The sequence below is a fragment of the Methylocystis heyeri genome (assembly GCF_004802635.2).
Taxonomy (GTDB): domain Bacteria; phylum Pseudomonadota; class Alphaproteobacteria; order Rhizobiales; family Beijerinckiaceae; genus Methylocystis; species Methylocystis heyeri.
Genome location: NZ_CP046052.1, coordinates 1386867 through 1406024, shown reverse-complemented (window position 1 = coordinate 1406024; position 19158 = coordinate 1386867). Strand labels below are relative to the sequence as shown.

Annotated in this window: 19 protein-coding genes and 1 other RNA gene; 11 read left to right on the top strand and 9 right to left on the bottom strand. The window is 64.3% G+C overall.

Features of this window, described 5'->3' with window-relative positions:
- Positions 1-119: 119 nt before the first annotated feature.
- From amoB to H2LOC_RS06275, 5 genes are all read left to right on the top strand, one after another.
- Positions 120-1379 carry a bacterial ammonia monooxygenase, subunit AmoB gene (gene amoB, locus H2LOC_RS06295; RefSeq protein ID WP_136495620.1) on the top strand — a complete coding sequence of 420 codons (1260 nt, stop codon included), beginning with the start codon at positions 120-122 and terminating at the stop codon, positions 1377-1379.
- A gap of 566 nt (positions 1380-1945) precedes the next feature.
- A complete protein-coding gene (locus H2LOC_RS06290; RefSeq protein ID WP_246207022.1) occupies positions 1946-2506 on the top strand; it encodes a hypothetical protein in 561 nt (186 codons plus the stop codon).
- Positions 2507-2548: 42 nt separating this feature from the next.
- Positions 2549-2932: a copper resistance CopC family protein gene (locus H2LOC_RS06285; RefSeq protein ID WP_136495618.1), complete on the top strand. Its 384-nt coding sequence runs from the start codon at positions 2549-2551 to the stop codon at positions 2930-2932.
- 151 nt (positions 2933-3083) lie between these two features.
- On the top strand, positions 3084-4994 hold the full coding sequence (locus tag H2LOC_RS06280; RefSeq protein ID WP_136495617.1) for a CopD family protein: 1911 nt from the start codon (positions 3084-3086) through the stop codon (positions 4992-4994).
- A gap of 223 nt (positions 4995-5217) precedes the next feature.
- Positions 5218-5832, top strand: coding sequence for a copper chaperone PCu(A)C (locus H2LOC_RS06275; RefSeq protein ID WP_136495616.1), 615 nt, complete (start codon positions 5218-5220; stop codon positions 5830-5832).
- A 68-nt stretch (positions 5833-5900) separates the two neighbouring features.
- Here H2LOC_RS06275 and H2LOC_RS06270 read toward each other — a convergent pair whose 3' ends face one another.
- Positions 5901-6137 carry a hypothetical protein gene (locus tag H2LOC_RS06270; RefSeq protein ID WP_136495615.1) on the bottom strand — a complete coding sequence of 79 codons (237 nt, stop codon included), beginning with the start codon at positions 6135-6137 and terminating at the stop codon, positions 5901-5903.
- A 476-nt stretch (positions 6138-6613) separates the two neighbouring features.
- Here H2LOC_RS06270 and H2LOC_RS06265 point away from each other — a divergent pair, with 476 nt between their 5' ends.
- Positions 6614-7816, top strand: a complete 1203-nt coding sequence (locus H2LOC_RS06265) for a pyridoxal phosphate-dependent aminotransferase (protein WP_136495614.1) — start codon at positions 6614-6616, stop codon at positions 7814-7816.
- A gap of 202 nt (positions 7817-8018) precedes the next feature.
- On the opposite strand, the gene H2LOC_RS06260 is transcribed toward H2LOC_RS06265, so the two are convergent.
- Entirely contained in the window at positions 8019-10292 is a 2274-nt protein-coding gene (locus tag H2LOC_RS06260; protein WP_154331746.1) for an ATP-dependent helicase, read from the bottom strand.
- A 162-nt stretch (positions 10293-10454) separates the two neighbouring features.
- On the opposite strand from H2LOC_RS06260, the gene H2LOC_RS06255 reads away from it, so the two are divergent.
- Positions 10455-11228 carry a class I SAM-dependent methyltransferase gene (locus H2LOC_RS06255; RefSeq protein ID WP_136495613.1) on the top strand — a complete coding sequence of 258 codons (774 nt, stop codon included), beginning with the start codon at positions 10455-10457 and terminating at the stop codon, positions 11226-11228.
- A 107-nt stretch (positions 11229-11335) separates the two neighbouring features.
- On the opposite strand, the gene H2LOC_RS06250 is transcribed toward H2LOC_RS06255, so the two are convergent.
- The 7 genes from H2LOC_RS06250 to H2LOC_RS06220 all read right to left on the bottom strand — a co-directional run bounded on the left by H2LOC_RS06250 (position 11336) and on the right by H2LOC_RS06220 (position 14442).
- Positions 11336-11581, bottom strand: a complete 246-nt coding sequence (locus H2LOC_RS06250; protein ID WP_136495612.1) for a ribbon-helix-helix domain-containing protein — start codon at positions 11579-11581, stop codon at positions 11336-11338.
- A complete protein-coding gene (locus H2LOC_RS06245) occupies positions 11578-11787 on the bottom strand; it encodes a DUF4169 family protein (protein WP_136495611.1) in 210 nt (69 codons plus the stop codon). The genes H2LOC_RS06250 and H2LOC_RS06245 overlap by 4 nt, the downstream gene beginning before the upstream one ends.
- Positions 11788-11798: 11 nt before the next feature.
- On the bottom strand, positions 11799-12362 hold the full coding sequence (locus tag H2LOC_RS06240) for an SspB family protein (protein ID WP_136495610.1): 564 nt from the start codon (positions 12360-12362) through the stop codon (positions 11799-11801).
- 62 nt (positions 12363-12424) lie between these two features.
- Positions 12425-12789: a transfer-messenger RNA gene (gene ssrA / locus H2LOC_RS06235) on the bottom strand.
- A gap of 23 nt (positions 12790-12812) precedes the next feature.
- A complete protein-coding gene (locus tag H2LOC_RS06230) occupies positions 12813-13073 on the bottom strand; it encodes a hypothetical protein (protein WP_136495609.1) in 261 nt (86 codons plus the stop codon).
- A complete protein-coding gene (pth, locus tag H2LOC_RS06225; protein WP_136495608.1) occupies positions 13070-13675 on the bottom strand; it encodes an aminoacyl-tRNA hydrolase in 606 nt (201 codons plus the stop codon). The genes H2LOC_RS06230 and pth overlap by 4 nt, the downstream gene beginning before the upstream one ends.
- Before the next feature lie 140 nt (positions 13676-13815).
- Entirely contained in the window at positions 13816-14442 is a 627-nt protein-coding gene (locus H2LOC_RS06220) for a 50S ribosomal protein L25/general stress protein Ctc (protein WP_136495607.1), read from the bottom strand.
- A gap of 239 nt (positions 14443-14681) precedes the next feature.
- Here H2LOC_RS06220 and H2LOC_RS06215 point away from each other — a divergent pair, with 239 nt between their 5' ends.
- The 4 genes from H2LOC_RS06215 (at position 14682) to H2LOC_RS06200 (ending at position 19124) form a co-directional block, all read left to right on the top strand.
- The gene (locus H2LOC_RS06215; RefSeq protein WP_136495606.1) at positions 14682-14888 is read left to right on the top strand and encodes a hypothetical protein; all 207 of its coding nucleotides are present in this window, start codon (positions 14682-14684) and stop codon (positions 14886-14888) included.
- A complete protein-coding gene (gene murA / locus H2LOC_RS06210; protein WP_136495605.1) occupies positions 14876-16171 on the top strand; it encodes a UDP-N-acetylglucosamine 1-carboxyvinyltransferase in 1296 nt (431 codons plus the stop codon). The genes H2LOC_RS06215 and murA overlap by 13 nt, the downstream gene beginning before the upstream one ends.
- Positions 16172-16449: 278 nt before the next feature.
- A complete protein-coding gene (locus H2LOC_RS06205) occupies positions 16450-17895 on the top strand; it encodes a DUF1800 domain-containing protein (RefSeq protein ID WP_136495604.1) in 1446 nt (481 codons plus the stop codon).
- Positions 17896-17897: 2 nt separating this feature from the next.
- Positions 17898-19124 carry a DUF1501 domain-containing protein gene (locus tag H2LOC_RS06200; protein WP_425487322.1) on the top strand — a complete coding sequence of 409 codons (1227 nt, stop codon included), beginning with the start codon at positions 17898-17900 and terminating at the stop codon, positions 19122-19124.
- The last annotated feature ends 34 nt before the right edge of the window (positions 19125-19158 follow it).

Below are 19158 nucleotides of genomic sequence, written 5' to 3'. Positions count from 1 at the left end.
AGGGGCGGCCTTCATCATCCCGCAAGGGTATGGCCGCTCCCGAGAAAAGAGACGAGGCGCGGAACCGGCGCGGTTTGATCACCGGCCTGGGCCGCTAAGAGAAACTGGGAGGTTTGTATATGAGAAACCTGGTGAAGCTTGCCGCGGTTGGCGCGGCGGCCGTCGTCGCGACGCTCGGAGCGATCGCTCCTGCGTCGGCTCACGGCGAGAAGTCGCAGCAGGCGTTCCTTCGTATGCGCACGCTGAACTGGTATGACGTTCAGTGGTCGAAGACGACGGTCAACGTCAACGAAGAGATGGTGCTTTCGGGCAAGGTGCACGTGTTCTCGGCTTGGCCGCAGGCCGTGGCGAACCCGCGCGTTTCGTTCCTGAACGCCGGCGAACCCGGTCCGGTTCTGGTGCGCACGGCTCAGTTCATCGGCGAGCAGTTCGCTCCTCGCTCGGTGTCGCTGGTTCCGGGCAACGACTATGCGTTCTCGCTCAACCTGAAGGGTCGTCGCGCGGGCCGTTGGCACGTTCACGCTCAGATCAACGTCGAAGGCGGCGGACCGATCATCGGACCGGGCCAGTGGATCGAGATCAAGGGCGACATGAAGGACTTCACCGATCCGGTGACGCTCCTCGACGGCACCACTGTCGACCTCGAGCACTACGGCATCGACCGCGTTTACGCGTGGCACCTGCCGTGGCTGGCTGTCGGCGCGGGCTGGATCTTCTTCTGGTTCGTCCGCAAGGGCATCATCGCGTCCTATCTGCGTGTCGCCGAAGGCAAGGCTGACGAAGCCGTGACCGACGAAGACCGCCGCATCGGCGCGATCGCTCTGGCTCTCACGATCCTGGCGACGATCGTCGGCTACGCCGTGACCAACAGCACCTTCCCGCGCACCATCCCGCTCCAGGCTGGTCTGCAGAAGCCGCTGACCCCGATCGTGACCGAAGGAACCGCCGGCGTCGGCAAAGAGCAGGTCAAGGCCGAGCTCCAGGGCGGCGTCTACAAGGTTCCGGGCCGCGAACTGACCGTGAACGTCAAGGTGACCAACGGCGCTTCGGAGCCGATCCGTCTCGGCGAATACACCGCGGCCGGCCTGCGCTTCCTGAACCCCGACGTGTTCACGACCAAGCCCGAGTTCCCCGACTACCTGCTGGCCGATCGTGGCCTGTCGGTTGACGCGACTCCGATCGCCCCCGGCGAGACGAAGGAAATCGTGGTGAAGATCCAGGACGCCCGTTGGGACATCGAGCGCCTGTCGGATCTGGCCTACGACACCGACTCTCAGGTCGGCGGCCTGTTCTTCTTCTTCACCCCGAGCGGAAAGCGCTTCGCGGCTGAAATCGGCGGACCGGTCATTCCGAAGTTCGTCGCGGGCGACATGCCCTGATAGAACAGTCAGCCTAGTCTGATGATTGCGCCGGCCGGACCAAAATCCGGCCGGTCGCTTTTTTCCGGGGGATCAGATTTTGACGATGTTTCAGCGCGAGCGGCGTCGCGGCCCGGCGCGCGGCGTCATCGGCCAAGTCGCCCATTCTTCGCTTTGCTTGGTTCCCGGCGCTCGATCTGCGCGACATCCTGAGCTTGCAGAACAAGCGAGCCTGAGGGTTCGAGGAGCGCGCTGCACGGCGTGGATCTACGATCTTCCCATCGCTCGGTTGGTTTCGGCGGCCCGAACCTCCATCGCCGGAATGTGAGCCCTCCGTGGCCGGCCCGGCGGGCGTTGGCCAGAGGCTCCTTCGTCGCGCGTCCAAAAGTCGCAAAGGACGCTTTCGCTTTTTTCTCGAAACTGTATTGGTTTTGGGCGAGAGTAATTTGAGACTCCTTGCAAAACGGGGCCAAGTCGGGCAGGTTTCCATCGTGGAACGAGGCTTTTCGGGGCGGCCCGAGAAAACGATAAGGGAAGCGCACAAGATGAAATGGCGTGGGGTTTGGGCAGCAGTTCTCGGAGCCTTGATGTTCGTCGTCGCCAGTCCCGCCGCCAGGGCCGAAGGGGGCGCCGGTCCGGAAGCGATGACCATGGGCAATATGTGCATGGTGATGTTCGGCTACGACATGATCCACATCACGTCGTACCTGCCCGGAAAATCGCGCAGCGAATATTGCGAGGAGATACCCGCCACCGGCAAGGTGATCATGGTGTTCGACATCGAGAACCCGCATTTCCGGGATCTGCCGATCGAAATCCGGATCATTCGCGATCCTCTGACTCCCGTGAACGTCAACTCCGATCTCGAGCCGCTCACCGAGGTGCATTTCCCGGCGCAGCAATACAAGAAGGGCACCTTCAGCTTCGAGCACGAGTACAAGAACAACGGGCATTACATTGGACTGGTGACGCTTACCAAGGACAATGGCGAGAAAGAAACCCAGATGTTCAAGTTCTCGGTCGGCGAGACGCTCTGGCAATATGTGTCTTATGTTCTGGGCGCGGTGCTCATCGGTCTTGTGGTTCTCGTCTACTGGAAGCACAGCCATCCGGGTCGGCGTCCTGCGGCGAAACAGGCCAGCGCGTAAATTCCGTCCAGACAAACAATAAAGCTCGAAGGGAGTTGGAACATGCTCGACAAGCGCAAAGGCTTTTCATTGAGCAGGGCGACGGCGACGGCGATGCTCGGATTGCTGTTCGTTTCGGGACCTGCGCTGGCGCATTCGTTCCTGGTGGACGCCAATCCGTCCTCGAAAGACCACGTCGCCGCGCCCAAGTCCGTGAGGCTGAAGTTCGGCGGCGGCGTAGAGCCCGCCTATTCGAAGCTGACGATCGAGACGCCGGATGGAAAAGTGCTGGCCCAGGGCGCGGTAGGCAAGCCGGAGAGCCCGCGCGAACTCACTCTCGACGCGCCTGAACTCGCTCCCGGGCGCTATATCGTGAGGTATCGCGTGCTTTCGACCGACGGCCATATCGTCGAGGGCAATTACGACTTTACCGTCGACGGGAAATAAGCTCGCGGCAGGCCTCGGAAGCCGGTATCGGCTTCCGCTCGGCCGCGGCGCTGCGCCGCTGCGGATATGAAGGGGCGGAGCCATCGGCGGCCCGAATGCGCAAGGGCCCGGGTTTTCCGTCTAAGAGCGTCAAACACGGAAGTTCCCTACAATGCAACTGGCGTTTCTTCGCTTCTTCGAGAGCCTGCCGGCGGCTCTCGCGGTGGGATTGCTGCTTCTGCCGCGCCTCATCGGGGAAGACGGCGGCCGCTTCAAGAAGATCGTCGCCTTGTTCGCATCGGTGCGGGCGGTCCTCGGCTTCTTCCTTATCGCTGCGATTGCGCGCGCCATTATCCCGGCAGACCGTCCGGTCGATTACGACACGCTGCTCACTTTCTGTTTTTCCACCGTGGTCGGAAAAGCCTGGGTCGTCACCCAGGCCATTGCGCTGGCTTTCGCCGCTCTTTCGATCTTGCGTCTCTTCCTGAATGCGACGTGGCTCGATTACGCCGCGCTTGCCGCCGGGGGACTGGTTCTATCCGTCACTTCGGTGACGGGACATGCGATCGACGACAGTTTCACCCTGTTCACTCAGGCGAGCTTTTTCCTGCACACCTTCGCCGGCCTGACCTGGATCGGGGGGCTTCTCGGCCTCGTCTGGTGGATGTTCACGGGGCGGCAAAAATCGCCGGACGTGGCCGCCAAACTGGCCGAGCGCTGGTCTCAGATCGCCAAGGTAGCCATCCTTCTGGTTCTGGCCAGCGGCTTGGTGATGGCGTGGGAGAACGTGGGCAGCTTCGCCAATCTGTTGGCGACGCCCTATGGACGTTGGTTGACAGTGAAGCTGGCGCTTTTCAGCGCCGCGATGCTGGCGGCGCTCGCTCTGGCGCTTTATCTCAATCGCAGGCCGGCGGGCGCGTTCGATTTCGATTGGTACGGCCGCGTCGGCGGAGCGGAAGCGGTCGCGGCGGTCGGCCTGCTTTTCATCGCCGGCTATATCTCGGTCAGCACGCCGGCCTCGCACGAGACCGATCTCTACTGGCCGCTTCCGTTCCGTCTGTCCTGGGCTGCGACCTGGGGATATTGGGGCCTGAAGGTTCCGACCAACAGCGCGCCCTTCTGGTATGCGGTCGTCGGCGTAATCCTCGCGGCGCTGGCGGGCGTGTTGTGGATTTGGCCGAAGACGAGGGCATGGCGGCGTTATGCGTCGCCGGCGACGCTCGTCGTAGGCATTCTCGCCATAGCCGCTTCTTTTTCGACCGAGGCTTACACCGACACTTATAATGATCCTACGGTCGACTTCACCGCGGAGTCGATTGCGCGAGGCCAGAAGCATTTCTCCGAGAACTGCATTGGATGCCACGGGGTCGGCGGCGAAGGCAACGGCGAGATGGCCAAGAGCCTCAAGGTTCCCCCGGCCGATCTGACCGCGCCCCATGTCGGCACCCACACCATCGGAGACATTTTCCACTGGCTCTCCTTCGGCGGGCAAAGCGGGGTGATGCCGAGCTTCAAGGACGCCCTCGACGTCGACGATCGCTGGGACGTCATCAACTTCCTCCTCATCCTGTCCAGTTCGAACCAGTCGCGTTTCATCGGTCCCAGCGGCATGATTCAATGGCTGATCGCGCCTGACTTCGCCCTTGTCGACCCCGAGGACAAGATAACCTCGCTGGTCAATCTGCGCGGCGTTCCGACCCTGTTGTCCTTCGCGCGCTGCAATGCGCCCGAAGCCGATGAGAAGGAACTGGAGAAGAGTCTCGAACTCGCGCATGAGGCGGCCATGGCGGCGGGCGCAAATCAGGTGACCGTCTATCAGGGCGACTGCCCCGGAAACGTCGAGGCCCGCAAGCCTGTGCATCCGATGGCGGTCGAGAGCGCATATTCGGTGATCAATCGCTATCCCAACGAAACGGCGTCGAAGGAAATCGGCGAAGCTCATTTCCTGATTGACCGATCGGGCTATGTTCGGGCGCGTTTCAGACATTTCGCGGAGTACGACGGAAGCGTCGGGCGGCTTAAATCGCAGGTTGCGCTGATGGCTAAGGAGCCTATCGTGGTGATCAGCCTGCACTCGCACTAGAGCGCTTTCCGACCGGACGGAATCGTCTGGTCGATAAGAAATCGCTCCAGATTCAGGAAGCTGGAGCAAAATCTCATCGAAAAAGTCTATCAACTTTTTCGGATTTTGCTCTGGAGCGCATTCGCAAAAATCGGCAGACTCTCGTGACCAGAACGTGTCGGGACGCATTCGTCTGCAAAGGGCTCAAGCCGGCGGGTTAGCCGGCGGCAAGAGGGAGGAAACAATGATGATCAAGCGGCGTGATTTGTTGTTGTCGGGCTGCGCCCTGCTGGGCGGCGCAGCGGCGGCGAGCCTTGTCGGGCCTTCGCCTGCGAGCGCGCATGAATATGAAATCGGCAAGCTCATCGTGGAGCATCCCTGGGTTCGGGCCCCCGCCGACGGCGACAACAAGGCCTATTTCTACGCCTTCATCCACAACAATGGAGACGCCCCCGACCGGCTCATCGGGATCAAGGCCGAGAAATTCGGCAAGATCGAGTTCCAACCCGACGCGCGGCAGGACGGCGCCGCGACCGGCGTGATCCTCCCGCCGAAGCAATCGACCACGCTCGCTCCGGGCGGCGCCTATGTCCTGCTCACCGATTTCAAAAAGCATATCGAGGTCGGCTGGGGGCTCGAGATGACTCTCGTCTTCGAAAAAGCCGGCGAGGTGGTGATCGACGCCGCCATCGAGGCTCCCGACGCTCTGCACGCCCATGACGCTGAAGCGCAGGCCCGCTGGGAGAAGGCCCACAACAAGGACACAGCGGGGCCGGCCGCCAGTGGGCATGACCATGATCATCACGACCATGGCGATCATGACCATCATCACGACGCTGCGCCTGCCGCCAAGCAATAAAATTTCGCGCCGGGCCACGCCCGGCGCGTCACTGTCTCGCAGGTGGAAGCGGGTTCAGACGTCGAGGTTCAGTTGGCGTCTATCGACACCAGCCGCCCAGAAAAGCCGCCGTCGGTCGCGAGGGCGCCTTGTTTCGAAGGCGCCGGGGCGGTCAAGGGCTGTGCGAACCCGAGGACAAAAGCCGCGACGCCCATGGCCGCGACCAGCGTGATCGACATGCGAAACTGCCGCCGCGCGCTTTCGCGGTCGAAACTGCGCGTGAATGCGGGCTCAATGTGATCGTCAAATTTATCTGCGAGCGACATGCCATCCCCCTGCGTTATTTTTAGCCGGGCGCGCAGCGTGGAAATCTCGTATGCGGCGCGCTCCCCGCGCGCCCGCCGCTTCAGCCTCGACCTTTGAATCGTAAAACGGGAATCCCTTTCGAAAGTTGCATCGAAAGTGCAAAAAAGCTGCTTTCGTTAAAATTTTTTTAATAATTTGCGTCGAATTGAATTCGAGCCTGATTCGCGACGGGCGCGGGCGATGCGGCGTAAAAGCTGGATGCGGCGCACAACGTCGACGCTCTTTCGGTTCGGTCGCTCCTCCCGCTGACGAGCGTCGGACGCCCAGGTCAGGCCCGCGGCCGCTATTCAAACGGCGTGGAGCGTTGAATCCTCGGATTTTCATTGCTCCCGAAAGCCTTGGCTTCTATGTTTCCCCGGTGCTATGTGCGGCGCACACAGAGGCCGCCAAATCCTGATAGGCCGAGCCTCCCGCGCCAAGAACCGAGGAACTCACGATGACATTTCTGGCCAACGCCCTGTCGCGCGTAAAACCTTCCGCCACGATCGCCGTGACGCAGAAGGCGCGCGACCTGAAAGCGCAGGGCAGGGAGGTCATCAGCCTGTCGGTGGGCGAGCCTGATTTCGATACGCCGGAGCATATTCGCGCCGCCGCCAAAGCCGCGATAGACCGCGGCGAGACCCGTTACACCCCGGTGCTGGGCATTCCGGAACTGCGCGAAGCGGTCGCAAACAAGTTCAAGCGCGAGAACGGCCTCGACTACAAGGCCTCGCACACGATCGTCGCGACCGGCGGCAAGCACATTCTGTTCAACGCCTTTCTGGCGACGCTCAATCCCGGCGACGAGGTGATCATCCCCTCGCCCTTCTGGGTGAGCTATCCGGAGATGGTCGCCATCTGCGGCGGAACCGCTGTGACGGTCGAGACGCATATGGAGCACGGCTTCAAGCTCCAGCCGGAGGATCTCGAGCGCGCGATCACGCCGCGGACGAAGTGGCTGGTGCTCAACTCGCCTTCGAATCCTTCGGGAGCCGCTTATAGTTTCGAGGAGATGAAAAAGGTCACCGACGTCCTGCTGCGCCATCCGCGGGTGCATGTCCTGACCGACGACATCTACGAACATCTGGTCTATGGCGACTTCAAATTCGTCACGCCCGCGCAGGTGGAGCCCGAACTTTTCGGCCGCACGCTGACCATGAACGGCGTCTCCAAAGCCTATGCAATGACCGGCTGGCGCATCGGCTATGCGGCGGGCCCGGCCGCGCTGATCAAGGCGATGGACCTGCTCCAGGGTCAGCAGACGTCCGGCGCCTGCTCGATCGCGCAATGGGCTGCGGTCGAGGCGCTGGAAGGGCCGCAGGATCATCTCGCAACTTTCCGGAAGGCTTTCCAGGAGCGGCGGGATCTCGTGGTCTCAATGCTGAACCAGGCGTCCTATCTGACCTGCCCGACGCCGGAAGGCGCCTTTTACGTCTTTCCGTCCTGCGCCGGCGCGATCGGGCGCAAGACGCCGGAGGGCAAGGTCATCGAGAGCGATACGGATTTCGTCACCGCTCTGCTGGAGGCGGAAGGCGTCGCCGTGGTGCAGGGATCGGCCTTCGGCACGGGCCCGAACTTCCGGGTCTCCTACGCCGCTTCCAATGAGCTGCTGGAGAACGCATGCGCCAAGATTCAGCGCTTCTGCGGCAGCCTGAAGTAACTGTCGGCTTCACGCCGTCCTCGCGAGGAGCGCAAGCTCCGTGGCGACCCACGAGGCCCAGGATCGCTGGGCCTTCGGCTCACGAGCCGATCAAGCAACACACCCGTCGAGACGCCCGCTGCGCGAGCCCTCAGGGTGAGGTGAGTGCGGGCTCATCAGGGTGAGGGGGACCGGCCGTTCCCGGGCGGAAACAGCATCAACATCAGGTCGCTTCGACGAAGCTCTCCAGCACCATCTTGCGGCCGGCTTTGTCGAAGTCGACCGTGAGTTTGGCGCCATCGGCGCCGGCGACCGTGCCCGGGCCGAATTTGAGATGCATCACCCGCGCTCCCGGCGCGAAACGGGAGCCGGGGCTCGACCTTCCCACGACCTCGCCTTCGATCGTCTTCGGCTGCCGCGCCCTTCCGCTGTCACGGCCCGCGCTTTTGGCGTAGTTTTCCCGCGGCGCGCTCTGCGCTCTTTTCCAGCCCGGAGTGTCGTAGCCGGAGTTGTAGCTGTCGAGATTGGCGAAGCGCGAGACGCCGTAGGAGCCGTATTGCGACGCCCCGGCCGCTTCCACCACCTCGACATGGGCGGGCGGAAGATTGTCGATGAAGCGCGAAGGCATCGTGCTCTGCCACAGGCCGTGAATGCGGCGGTTGGTGGCGAAATAGATTTTCGCCCGGCGCTTGGCCCGCGTGAGACCGACATAGGCGAGGCGGCGTTCCTCCTCCAATCCGGCGCGGCCGTTTTCATCCAGCGAGCGCTGATGCGGGAACAGCCCTTCCTCCCAGCCCGGCAGAAAGACGGTCTCGAACTCGAGTCCCTTGGCGCCGTGCAGCGTCATGATCGAAACTTTTTGGGCGCCCGCGGCTTCGTCCGTCTCCATCACCAGCGAGACATGCTCGAGGAAGCCGGCGAGGTCCGGGAAGGGCTCCATCGCCCGCACCAACTCTTTGAGGTTTTCGAGCCGCCCGGCGGCCTCCGGGGTTTTGTCCTGCCGCCACATTTCGGTGTAGCCGGATTCGTCCAGCACCATCTCGGCCAGTTCGTGATGCGGCTTGACGTCGATGAGCGAACGCCAGCGCTCGAAGTCTGCGAGCAGGGCGCGCAAGGTGGCCCTCGGCCTCGCCTTGATCTCTTCGCTTTCGACCAGGATGCGGGCCGACGTCATCAGGGGCGTGTTCTCGCGCCGCCCGTATTCGTGCAGCATCTGCAGCGTGGCGTCGCCGAGGCCGCGCTTGGGCGTGTTCACGATGCGCTCGAAAGCGAGATCGTCCGCAGGCTGCGCGACGCAGCGCAGATAGGCGAGAGCGTCGCGAATTTCGGCCCGCTCGTAAAATCGCGGACCGCCGATGACGCGATAGGGCAAGCCGAGGGTGATGAAGCGCTCCTCGAACTCGCGCATCTGGAACGAAGCCCGCACCAGAATCGCGATTTCCTCGAGATCATGGCCTCGCCGCTGCAATTGCTCGATGTCCTCGCCGATCGCGCGGGCTTCCTCTTCGCTGTCCCATACCCCGGTGACCGTAGGCCTGTCGCCTTCGGCGCCGTCGGTGAACAGCGTTTTGCCGAGCCGGCCCTCGTTATGGGCGATGAGGTGGGAGGCGGCGGCGAGAATATGTCCCGTGGAGCGGTAGTTGCGCTCCAGCCGCACGATCCTGGCGCCGGGAAAATCCTTTTCGAAACGCAGGATGTTTTCGACCTCGGCGCCGCGCCAGCCATAGACGCTCTGGTCGTCGTCGCCGACGCAGCAGACATTGTGGCGGCCCTGGGCGATGAGGCGCAGCCAGAGATATTGGGCGGTATTGGTGTCCTGATATTCGTCGACCAGAATATATTTGAAGCGCCGGTGATAGTCGGCGAGGACGTCGGGGTTTTCCCGGAACAGCCGCAGAGTCTCCAGCAGCAGGTCGCCGAAATCGACCGCGTTCAATATTTTGAGCCGCTCCTGATAGAGCGCGTAGAGTGCGGCGCCCTTGCCGTCGGCGAAGCTCTGCGCTTCGCCTGCGGGAACCTGGGCGTATGAGAGGCCGCGGTTTTTCCAGCCGTCGATGCGCATGGCGAGCGCGCGCGCCGGCCAGCGCTTGTCGTCGATGTTCTCGGCTTTCAGCACCTGCTTGAGCAGGCGGATCTGGTCGTCGGTGTCGAGAATGGTGAAATTGGGCTTGAGGCCCGCGAGCTCGGCGTGGCGGCGCAGGATCTTGGCGGAAATGGCGTGGAAAGTGCCGAGCCACTGCATCGCCTCGGCGCCCTGGCCGACCAGCGTTTCGACCCGCTCGCGCATTTCGCGCGCCGCCTTGTTGGTGAAGGTGACGGCGAGAATCTCGAAGGCGCGGGCGCGGCCGCTCGCCAGAATATGAGCGATGCGGGTGGTCAGCACGCGGGTCTTGCCGGTGCCGGCGCCGGCGAGCACCAGGACCGGACCGTCCAGCGTTTCGACGGCGGCGCGTTGCTCGGGGTTCAGCGCGTCGAGATAGCGAGGCGCGCGGGCCATGGCGGCGGCCTGGGCGGCGAGGCCGCCGGGCGCGGGCTGATGTGCGGGCGCGGGCGAGGACAAGCTTGGGCTCCTTTGATTCCGGCGATTATACAGGAGAACGCAAGCAGATAGGCGCGGAATCTCTTCTCATGGGGCTTCCTTCATGTACAAAGCTTCCGCATGAATCAGGCGACGCTGTTCGGGCATGAGGCAAACCGGTATTTTGCAGCCCGCCCTCGATATCCCGACGAACTCTTCGAATGGCTCAGCGGCCTTGCGCCCGCGCGCGAACTGGCCTGGGATTGCGGCGCCGGCAGCGGTCAGGCGGCCCTCGGGCTTGCGCCCCATTTCAGCAAAATCGTCGCCACGGATGTCGACGACCGCCAGCTCGCCCTGGCCCCGCGCCGGCCAAATATAGAATATCGTCGCGCCGAGGCGGAGGCAGACCTCGGGCTCGACGAGGCCGTGGACCTCATCGCCTGCGGCTGTTCGATCCATTGGTTCAACCTGCCGGCTTTTTACCAACGGGCATCCCAAGCGCTCAAGCGAGGGGGCGTCATCGCCGCCTGGACCTATGACTGGCCCTGGACCGGCTCGGGGGCGGTGGACGCGGTTCTGCGCAAGCTGAGGGAAGATATTCTGGGCCCTTTCTGGGGCGAGAACTCTGTGCATTATTTCGGGCGTTACCGAAACCTGCCCTTTCCCTTCTCTGAAATCGAGCCTCCGCAGTTCCGCATGGAGATCGCCGGTTCCAGGGAAGAGCTTAGCGGATTTCTGGCCACCTGGTCGGCTCTGCTCAAATTTCGGCAGCATTCCGGAGAGGACGCTCTCGCACTGTTCGCGCGTGAACTTTCCGAGGCATGGGCGCTGGAGCCGCCGGCCTTGCCGCTCCGCGTGCCGCTGCATATGCGTTGCGGCTTCAAACAGGGGCCGGATACAACTGCTTCCGGCTGATTGGTTTGCGTCCGCGAGCGTAAGCGAAACGAAAAGAGATCCAGAGCCGCGCCAATCCCCCTGGATCGCAGCGGAGCTTACGCTCCTCACGACGACAGATCGAGTTGCTATCGTTCGGGCGATTGCGTCTGCGCGCGTTCGAGCGCAAAAACCCGCAGCGCCGATGACAGATTGGCGTCGCCCCGTTCGGCGTCTACCTGCGCAACGAGTCCCGCCAGCGAAACGCCGTCAGAGGCGGCGATGTTTTTGAGCGCGCCCCAAAAAGCCTCTTCCAGCGACACGCTGGTGCGATGGCCGGAGATCACAACGGAGCGCTTGACGACCTTGCCCGAGCGACCCGAGTCGGCGCTCATGCCTCGCTCGGTCCCGATTCGCCGTCGTCGGGAGTCTCCAACCGATGGGCTTCCAGCCGCTCGCGGGTGAGCTTCGCCTCCGCCTCGGATAGAGTCCGCTCGGTTTTGGTGCGGCCGAAGGCGGCGCGATTGGCGGCGGCTTCGGCCTCCTGGGCGCGCCTGTCGCGGTCTTTTCTGGCGCGTCGGAGGTTCACGACTTCGCCCATGATGGAGGCTTTCAGGTCTTTTTGCGGAAGGCGTCGATCGAAACGATCTTGTCGCCGTCGGCGCTCGCTGCGGCGGCGTCCGGCTCGCTTGCCGCTTCGCTCTTTTGCGGGGCAGGGGCCGGCGGCGCAGCCGGCGCTTCGTAATCCTGGTCGGGCCGCACGAGGCTCGGTCCAGGACGTTTGGCGGGCTGCTGCTCCTCCGGCTCTCCGCGCTCGTCCTCGAGATTGAACTTGAAGCCGAATTCGACGGAAGGGTCGGAGAACACCGTCACGGCGGCGAAGGGAATATAGAGATTTTCCGGGATCGAGCGGAAGGAGAGCGTAACGCCGAAACCCTGATCGTCGACGCTGAGGTTGGAATATTGGTGCTGCAGGATGATGGTCATTTCCTGCGGCCACTGCTGGGCCAGCCGGCGGGAAATCTTCACGCCCGGAGCGTCGGTGCGGAAGCTGATGGTGAAATGATGCTCGCCGGGCAGCGCTCCCATGGCGGCGACTTCGCCCAGAACCTTGCGCATGACGCCGCGCATGGCGTCCTGAACGATGAGATCATATCGAATGAGATCGGTGGCCATGGCGCTCAGCGAAAACTTCTTTTGGCGCCGCTTCGCGGTAAGACGGCGTGGCTAGCGGGAAAAGTGGAGGCTTCTGTTGCCAGGCGCCTCCGAGCCCCGCCTAAAGGTGCGAACCCTTAGGGCTTTGATCCCAGTACAGGCGCTGCATTACGCAGCGACGGCCACCGGAGCATAGTTGTCATTGGCAACTATAAGGTTTGACCCGATAACGGCGGTATCATGCCGAGCGAAAAAGCACCCTTTACGCCCTCGTCGATCCTATTTCGCCCCCGCCCCAGGCCACGCAGTTTTGCTTCATGGCCTCGGGTGGAGGCGCCGGGTACCGCCCCCGGGTCCGATAGGTTTATTACGGAGTTCGTTTATCGCCATAGCCGCCCCGTAGGACGGCGAAATCAATATACGCATTCCGATCTTGATCGGAAAGGGGCCGCGGCTGTGAATTTCGCTTGATTAGGGGTTGCGTCTTCGCCCGCGGCCGCATGTGGGCTCTCCAGGCAGGCAGGCGATTCCCGGCGTCGAGCAGGCGACGGCGCCGTCGGGCTGCCTGCTGCAAACGACGCAGCCGTCGCCCCAGTTCGGACAGTCCGGATTGTCGTCGCCGAAGGCTGCGACAGGCTTTTGCGCCGTTTCGCCGGCGCCCGCCGTCTGCGCCGCGGCCGTCGTAGCGGCCGCCAGAAACAACAGGCAGGCCGTGAGCGCGCGCGCCGTCATTTTTCCCCAGGCCGCTTGATCGTGCCGAAGCCCGCCGCTTCCATGGCGAGATGCAGCTTGTTCTGGAGTCCGGCGTCCTCGCCGGCGACGACCAGCGTCGCATTGTCGGCTATGGCGTCGCACATCGCAGCGACCCATGGCTCGTCCGCTTTGGCGAAATCGCCGAGGACATAGCTGTGGACCAGCGCCTTGTCGCCGGGATGGCCGATACCGAGGCGGATTCTTTTATAGTTGCCGCCCATATGGGCGGTGATCGAGCGGAGGCCGTTATGGCCGGCGTCGCCGCCCCCGACCTTCACGCGCAGCTTTCCGGCGGCGAGGTCGAGCTCGTCGTGGAACACCACGATTTCCGACAGCGCGATCTTGTGGAACCGCGCCGCCTCGCCCACCGAGCGGCCTGATTCGTTCATATAGGTCTGGGGCTGCAGCAGAAGCACGCGCGCTCCGCCGATCGTCCCCTCGCGGAGGAGGCCCTGGAATTTGGCGCGCGGGGCGGGGAAATTGTGCCGGCGCGCGATGGCGTCGAGCGCCATGAAGCCGATGTTGTGGCGGTTTCTGGAATATTCGCGGCCGGGATTGCCGAGCCCTACGAAGAGCAGCATGGAACGACTCCGGCGCGGCCCGAAGGTTTGCTCGCCAGGGCGCCGGGCGGCGGCCCTCGCCTGAAAAGGAGGCGGGCGGTTCCTTGGCCGGTCGCCCGAAAAAACTCTCCCGCGCCGCGGCGCGGGAGAGTGACAGGCGTTTACTTCTTGCCTTTGCCCTTGGCGGGGGCGGCGGCGGCCGCGGCGGGCTCTTCCGGCGCAGCGACCGGAGGCGTGATGCTGGCCACCGTGAAGTTCTTGTCCGGATTGGTCGGCTTGCAGCCCTGAGGCAGGGGAATCGCCGAAATATGCAGCGAATCGTTGAAGTCGAATCCGGTCAGATCGGCGGTGATGCCGTCCGGAATGTCGTCGGCCGGCACCCACATCTCGACGGAGTGATAGACGATGTTCAGCGAACCGCCGCGCTTGAGGCCGGGCGAAGCTTCGTGATTGACGAAGTGAACCGGCACTTCGAGGCGGACGCGGGAGCCCGGGCGCAATCGCAGGAAATCGATATGCACCGGCGTGTCCTTGACGACATCGAGCTGATAGTCGCGCGGGAGGGCGCGCTCTTTCTTGCCGTCGATGTCGAGCTCGAAAATCGTGGTCAGGAAGTGACCCGCGAAGATCAGCTTGGTGACTTCTCTGGTTTCGAGCGAAAGCGGAGTCGGCGCTTCGCCGCCGCCATAGATCACTGCGGGAGTGCGGCCTTCACGGCGTGTGCTGCGGGCGGCCCCCTTGCCGGTCCCGCTGCGAACCGTGGCCGCGAGCTTCTTGGTCTCGGCCATTTGATTCATCCTTCAAGAAATAGAAAAGCGCGCCTTTCGCCTCCAGGGGTGTCGGAAACACGGCGCGCCGCGCAAGTCTATAAGCGACGCGGGCGAAGCTGGCAAGGCGCGGCGCATCCGGGCCAGCTCGAGCTTTGCTCCGCGTAATCGCCTCCGGTCCGAGCCCGCGTCTTGCCTGAAACGGGGCAAGCGCCTAGGAACGGCGCAGGCGAAGATGAAATCGAGGAGCGCCGGCGGCGGTGAGCGACAAGGCGGACAAGGGTTCTCCGGCGAGCGAGGGCGAAGCGCTCGAGCCCGAGGCGGGCCGCGTTCCCAAAAAAGACACGACTGCGCTCTCGAATGCGCTGCGGGCGAATCTGCAGAGGCGCAAGCAGGCCCAGCGCGCCCGCGAGCAGGAAAGCGGCCCCGAGACCAAGGCCGAAGACGAGGCGAAATGGACAAAATAAAAATCACCGGCGGAAACAAGCTCAACGGCGTAATCCCCGTTTCAGGCGCGAAAAACGCCGCTCTCCCGCTGATGATCGCCTCGCTTCTCACCCGCGAGACCTTGACGCTGGAAAACATGCCGCTGCTCGCGGACATCACCCAGCTCGAGCGCATTCTCTCCAATCACGGCGTCGATTACACGATCGCGGGAAAGCGCGCCGGCGCCACCGGGGACGAAGGCAATACCGTGCATTTTACGGCGCGCGAGATCGTCGACACCACCGCGCCCTACGAGTTGGTGTCGCGCATGCGTGCCAGTTTCTGGGTCTTCGCGCCCCTGCTGGCCCGCATGGGCGAGGCGCGGGTGTCTCTGCCCGGCGGCTGCGCCATCGGCACGCGTCCGGTGGATCTCCTCCTGATGGCGATGGAGAAGCTCGGCGCCAAGATCGACATCGAAAACGGCTATGTGGTCGCGACCGCCAAAGACGGCCTGCGCGGCGCCGAGATTGTTTTCCCCAAGGTCACGGTGGGCGGCACCCACACCGCCCTGATGGGCGCCGTCTTGGCGCGCGGCGTGACCGTGCTGCGCAACGCGGCTCGCGAGCCCGAGATCGTCGATCTCGCCGAATGCCTCAACAAGATGGGCGCGCGGATTCACGGGGCCGGCCAGTCCACCGTGGAGATCGAGGGCGTTACTTCGCTCCATGGCGCGCGCCACGCCGTCATGCCCGATCGCATCGAGGCCGGCACTTACGCCATGGCGGTCGCCATGACCGGCGGCGATGTGCTCCTCGCAGGGGCGCGAGCCGATCTCTTGCAGGCCGCGCTGGACGTTCTCACGCAAACCGGCGCGCATATCGAAGAGACCAACGAAGGCTTGCGCGTGACGCGCAACGGTTCGGGGATCGCGCCGGTCGACGTGACGACGGCGCCTTTCCCCGCTTTTCCGACCGATCTTCAGGCCCAGTTCATGGCCCTGATGACGCGGGCCAAGGGCGTCTCGCGCATCACGGAAACCATTTTCGAAAACCGTTTCATGCATGTTCAGGAACTGGCGCGTCTCGGCGCCCACATCCGGCTGGAAGGGGACAGCGCCATCGTGACCGGCGCGGACCACCTCGACGGCGCGCAGGTGATGGCGACGGATTTGCGCGCGTCGGTGTCTCTGGTCATCGCGGCGCTGGCGGCCCGTGGAGAAACTACGATCAACCGCGTCTATCACCTCGACCGCGGCTTCGAGAGGCTGGAGCATAAGCTCCGGGGATGCGGCGCGATCATCGAGCGCGTCAGCGGGCAGGGGTGAGGCTCGTTCTCTGAGCGATGAGGTGAAGGACGGGAGCCTTTGGCGTGGGGCGCCCCTACCTCCCCTTGGCAGCCAGGGGAGGCACACATCTCTCCTGGGCGCCGTCATTGTCGGGGTTGGCGACTTTCGAGACGTGTGGCTCCATCAGCCTTTGACCGGAGAGTAATCGCCCTTCGCCCAATCTTTCATTCCAGCCCGTAATTTCGGCGTCATATTCATAATCTGGTCAGCTTCAGCCTGCTTTACTCGCGACGCTTCTCGCGAACAAAAGGCGCGCAATGGCCGTCGGACCGGATCCCTTCGCCGCTATGACGGCGTTCAATCGTTTCGGACTTGGGGCGCGGCCGGGCGACCTCGCCGCCGCCGCGGGCGATCCGCGCGGTTTTCTGCTCGAGGAGCTTCACGCTCCCGGCTCCGGTCGGATAGAGCCGGGCGATCTGATCGCGTCTCCGCAGGCGCTGCAGATGTTCTTCGCCGATCAGCAGCAACAGCGCATCGCGCGGGAAGCTGCCGCGATGGCGGCCGTAGCGCCGATGCCCGCAGCAAACGCCATGGCGGAGCCGGCGATGGCCGGAAAACCCGTCGAGGGGAAGCCCAAACCCGCGGAACCGCCTGCCGAGCAAAAGATCTTCCGCGCCGAGGCGATGGCGCGCTTCAAAGCGCAGCTCGACGCGTCTTGTGGTTTTGTCGAGCGGCTGGTGGCCTTCTGGTCCAACCATTTCGCGGTTTCGGTCGCCAAGGGGCAGTTCATCCGCGTGACGGCGGGGGCCTTCGAGCGCGAGGCGATCCGTCCGCATGTGCTGGGAAAGTTTTCCCAATTGCTGATCGCGGCGGAATCCCACCCCGCGATGATCTTCTTTCTGGACAACCAGCGCTCCATCGGGCCCGGCTCCAGGGCTGGCCGCTTCGACGCCAAGGGGCTCAACGAAAATCTCGCGCGCGAAATTCTCGAACTGCATACGCTCGGCGTCGGCGGCGGCTACAGCCAGGAAGACGTGACCGCGCTCGCGCGCATCATCACCGGTTGGAGCTTCGCCGAAGCGGGCGGCGAGACCGGAGAACCCGGCTCCTTCTTCTTCAAGACCAATTGGCACGAGCCCGGCGCGCAAACGCTGCTCGGAAAGACCTATGCCCAGGAAGGCCGGGCTCAGGGCGACGCCGCCTTGCTCGACCTCGCGCGGCGCCCGGCCACCGCGCGCCATGTCGCGTCCAAGCTCGCGCGGCACTTCATTGCGGACGATCCACCTGCGGATGTGGTCGACGCGCTGACGAAGACATTTTTGGACAGCGACGGCGATCTCGGCGTCGTCTGCGCTGCGCTGATTGCGCATGACCGCGCCTGGAGCGCGCCCGCGACCAAAATCCGCACGCCGTCGGAGTTCGTAGCCGCCGCCATGCGCGCGACCGGCTTCGCGCTCAGCGAACCGGGGCAGGCGCTGGGGCTTTTGAACGCGCTCGGCATGCCCTTATGGCAACCGGCAGGCCCCAATGGCTATCCCGATACGGTGGCGGCCTGGGCTTCGCCCGAGCAGATGAAATTGCGGCTCGACGCCTCCTGGCAAATGGCGCAGCGCGCCCGCGATGTCGGGTCGCCGCTCAGCGTGCTCGATACGGCCAGCGGGCTCGCGGCTTCGCGGGAGACGCGCGAAGCGCTGCAGCATGCGGAGTCGCGGCAGCAGGCGCTGGCCTTGCTGCTCATGTCGCCGGAATTCCAGAGGAGATGAGCATGAATTCTCGCGTCTTCTCGCGCCGCCGCGCGCTGCAGGGCATGAGCGTCGCCTGCGCCGCCGCTTTCGCTCCGCGGCCGCTCAGCGCCGCCGGCGCCCGCGATCCGCGCGTCGTCGTGATCATCTTGCGCGGCGCATTGGACGGGCTCGCCGCCGTGGCTCCGGTCGGCGATCCCGATTACGCGCCTCTGCATGGGGCTTTGGCGCTTGCGCCTACCGGCGAGCGCGCCGGCCTCCCGCTCGACGGATTCTTCGCCCTGCATCCGGCCATGCCGGCGTTCGCGCGGCTTTATCGCGAGAAGCGCGGGGCGGTGGTTCACGCCGTCGCGACCAGCTACCGCGAGCGCTCGCATTTCGACGGCCAGGACGTTCTGGAAAGCGGCTTTCCGGGTCCGGGCCGCACCGAAAGCGGCTGGCTCAACCGCGCCGTGGCGGTGCTGCCTTCGAGTGGAGGCTCCGCGCGGCGGGGGCTCGGCGTCGGCGTCACCGCTCCCCTTGTCATGCGCGGCCCGGCGCCGGTGTTGGGCTGGGCGCCGCAAGGCCTTCCCAGCGCCGGCGACAGTCTCGCCATGCGTACGCTCGATCTCTACCGACACCGCGATCCTGCGCTCGCCGCCGCTCTCGAGTCCGGCCTCGACACCGAGCGCGTGGCGACCCAGGGCGGCATGAGCGACGACGCCAGAAAGAACAAGGGCGGCATGGATCAGCCCGGCGGCATGAGACAGGCCTCGGCCGGCGCGGCGCGCCTGCTGGCGGCGCCGGAAGGGCCGCGCGTCGCCGCGCTCGCTTTCGATGGCTGGGACACGCATCAGAACGAAGGCGGCGTCACGGGACAACTCGCGACCCGGCTTTCGGGCCTCGACGGCGCCTTTGAAGAGCTTGAGAAAGGGCTTGGCGAAGGCTGGAAGGACACCATCGTCCTCGCCATTACGGAATTCGGCCGCACCGCGCGGATCAACGGAACCAACGGCACCGATCATGGAACCGGAACAGTCGCCTTGCTGGCGGGCGGGGCGGTGGCCGGCGGCCGCGTGATCGCCAATTGGCCGGGGCTCAAGGCAAACCAGCTTTATCAGGGCCGCGACCTTGCGCCGACCATGGATTTACGCGCCGTGCTCAAGGGCATGCTCGCCGATCAGTTCGGCCTTTCCGCGCAGGCTCTGGCTGAAAAGGTCTTTCCCGAATCCGCGTCGATCGCGCCGATGAAAGGGTTGACGCAGGCCTGAGCGAAAGGCGATGCGCCCGCTCCGACCCGCGCGG

Coding starts and splice junctions, on each gene's coding strand:
- amoB (WP_136495620.1), top strand. CDS start 120: ATGAGAAACCTGGTGAAGCTTGCCGCGGTTGGCGCGGCGGCCGTCGTC.
- H2LOC_RS06290 (WP_246207022.1), top strand. CDS start 1,946: ATGTTCGTCGTCGCCAGTCCCGCCGCCAGGGCCGAAGGGGGCGCCGGT.
- H2LOC_RS06285 (WP_136495618.1), top strand. CDS start 2,549: ATGCTCGACAAGCGCAAAGGCTTTTCATTGAGCAGGGCGACGGCGACG.
- H2LOC_RS06280 (WP_136495617.1), top strand. CDS start 3,084: ATGCAACTGGCGTTTCTTCGCTTCTTCGAGAGCCTGCCGGCGGCTCTC.
- H2LOC_RS06275 (WP_136495616.1), top strand. CDS start 5,218: ATGATGATCAAGCGGCGTGATTTGTTGTTGTCGGGCTGCGCCCTGCTG.
- H2LOC_RS06270 (WP_136495615.1), bottom strand. CDS start 6,137: ATGTCGCTCGCAGATAAATTTGACGATCACATTGAGCCCGCATTCACG.
- H2LOC_RS06265 (WP_136495614.1), top strand. CDS start 6,614: ATGACATTTCTGGCCAACGCCCTGTCGCGCGTAAAACCTTCCGCCACG.
- H2LOC_RS06260 (WP_154331746.1), bottom strand. CDS start 10,292: ATGGCCCGCGCGCCTCGCTATCTCGACGCGCTGAACCCCGAGCAACGC.
- H2LOC_RS06255 (WP_136495613.1), top strand. CDS start 10,455: ATGAATCAGGCGACGCTGTTCGGGCATGAGGCAAACCGGTATTTTGCA.
- H2LOC_RS06250 (WP_136495612.1), bottom strand. CDS start 11,581: ATGAGCGCCGACTCGGGTCGCTCGGGCAAGGTCGTCAAGCGCTCCGTT.
- H2LOC_RS06245 (WP_136495611.1), bottom strand. CDS start 11,787: ATGGGCGAAGTCGTGAACCTCCGACGCGCCAGAAAAGACCGCGACAGG.
- H2LOC_RS06240 (WP_136495610.1), bottom strand. CDS start 12,362: ATGGCCACCGATCTCATTCGATATGATCTCATCGTTCAGGACGCCATG.
- H2LOC_RS06230 (WP_136495609.1), bottom strand. CDS start 13,073: ATGACGGCGCGCGCGCTCACGGCCTGCCTGTTGTTTCTGGCGGCCGCT.
- pth (WP_136495608.1), bottom strand. CDS start 13,675: ATGCTGCTCTTCGTAGGGCTCGGCAATCCCGGCCGCGAATATTCCAGA.
- H2LOC_RS06220 (WP_136495607.1), bottom strand. CDS start 14,442: ATGGCCGAGACCAAGAAGCTCGCGGCCACGGTTCGCAGCGGGACCGGC.
- murA (WP_136495605.1), top strand. CDS start 14,876: ATGGACAAAATAAAAATCACCGGCGGAAACAAGCTCAACGGCGTAATC.
- H2LOC_RS06205 (WP_136495604.1), top strand. CDS start 16,450: ATGGCCGTCGGACCGGATCCCTTCGCCGCTATGACGGCGTTCAATCGT.
- H2LOC_RS06200 (WP_425487322.1), top strand. CDS start 17,898: ATGAATTCTCGCGTCTTCTCGCGCCGCCGCGCGCTGCAGGGCATGAGC.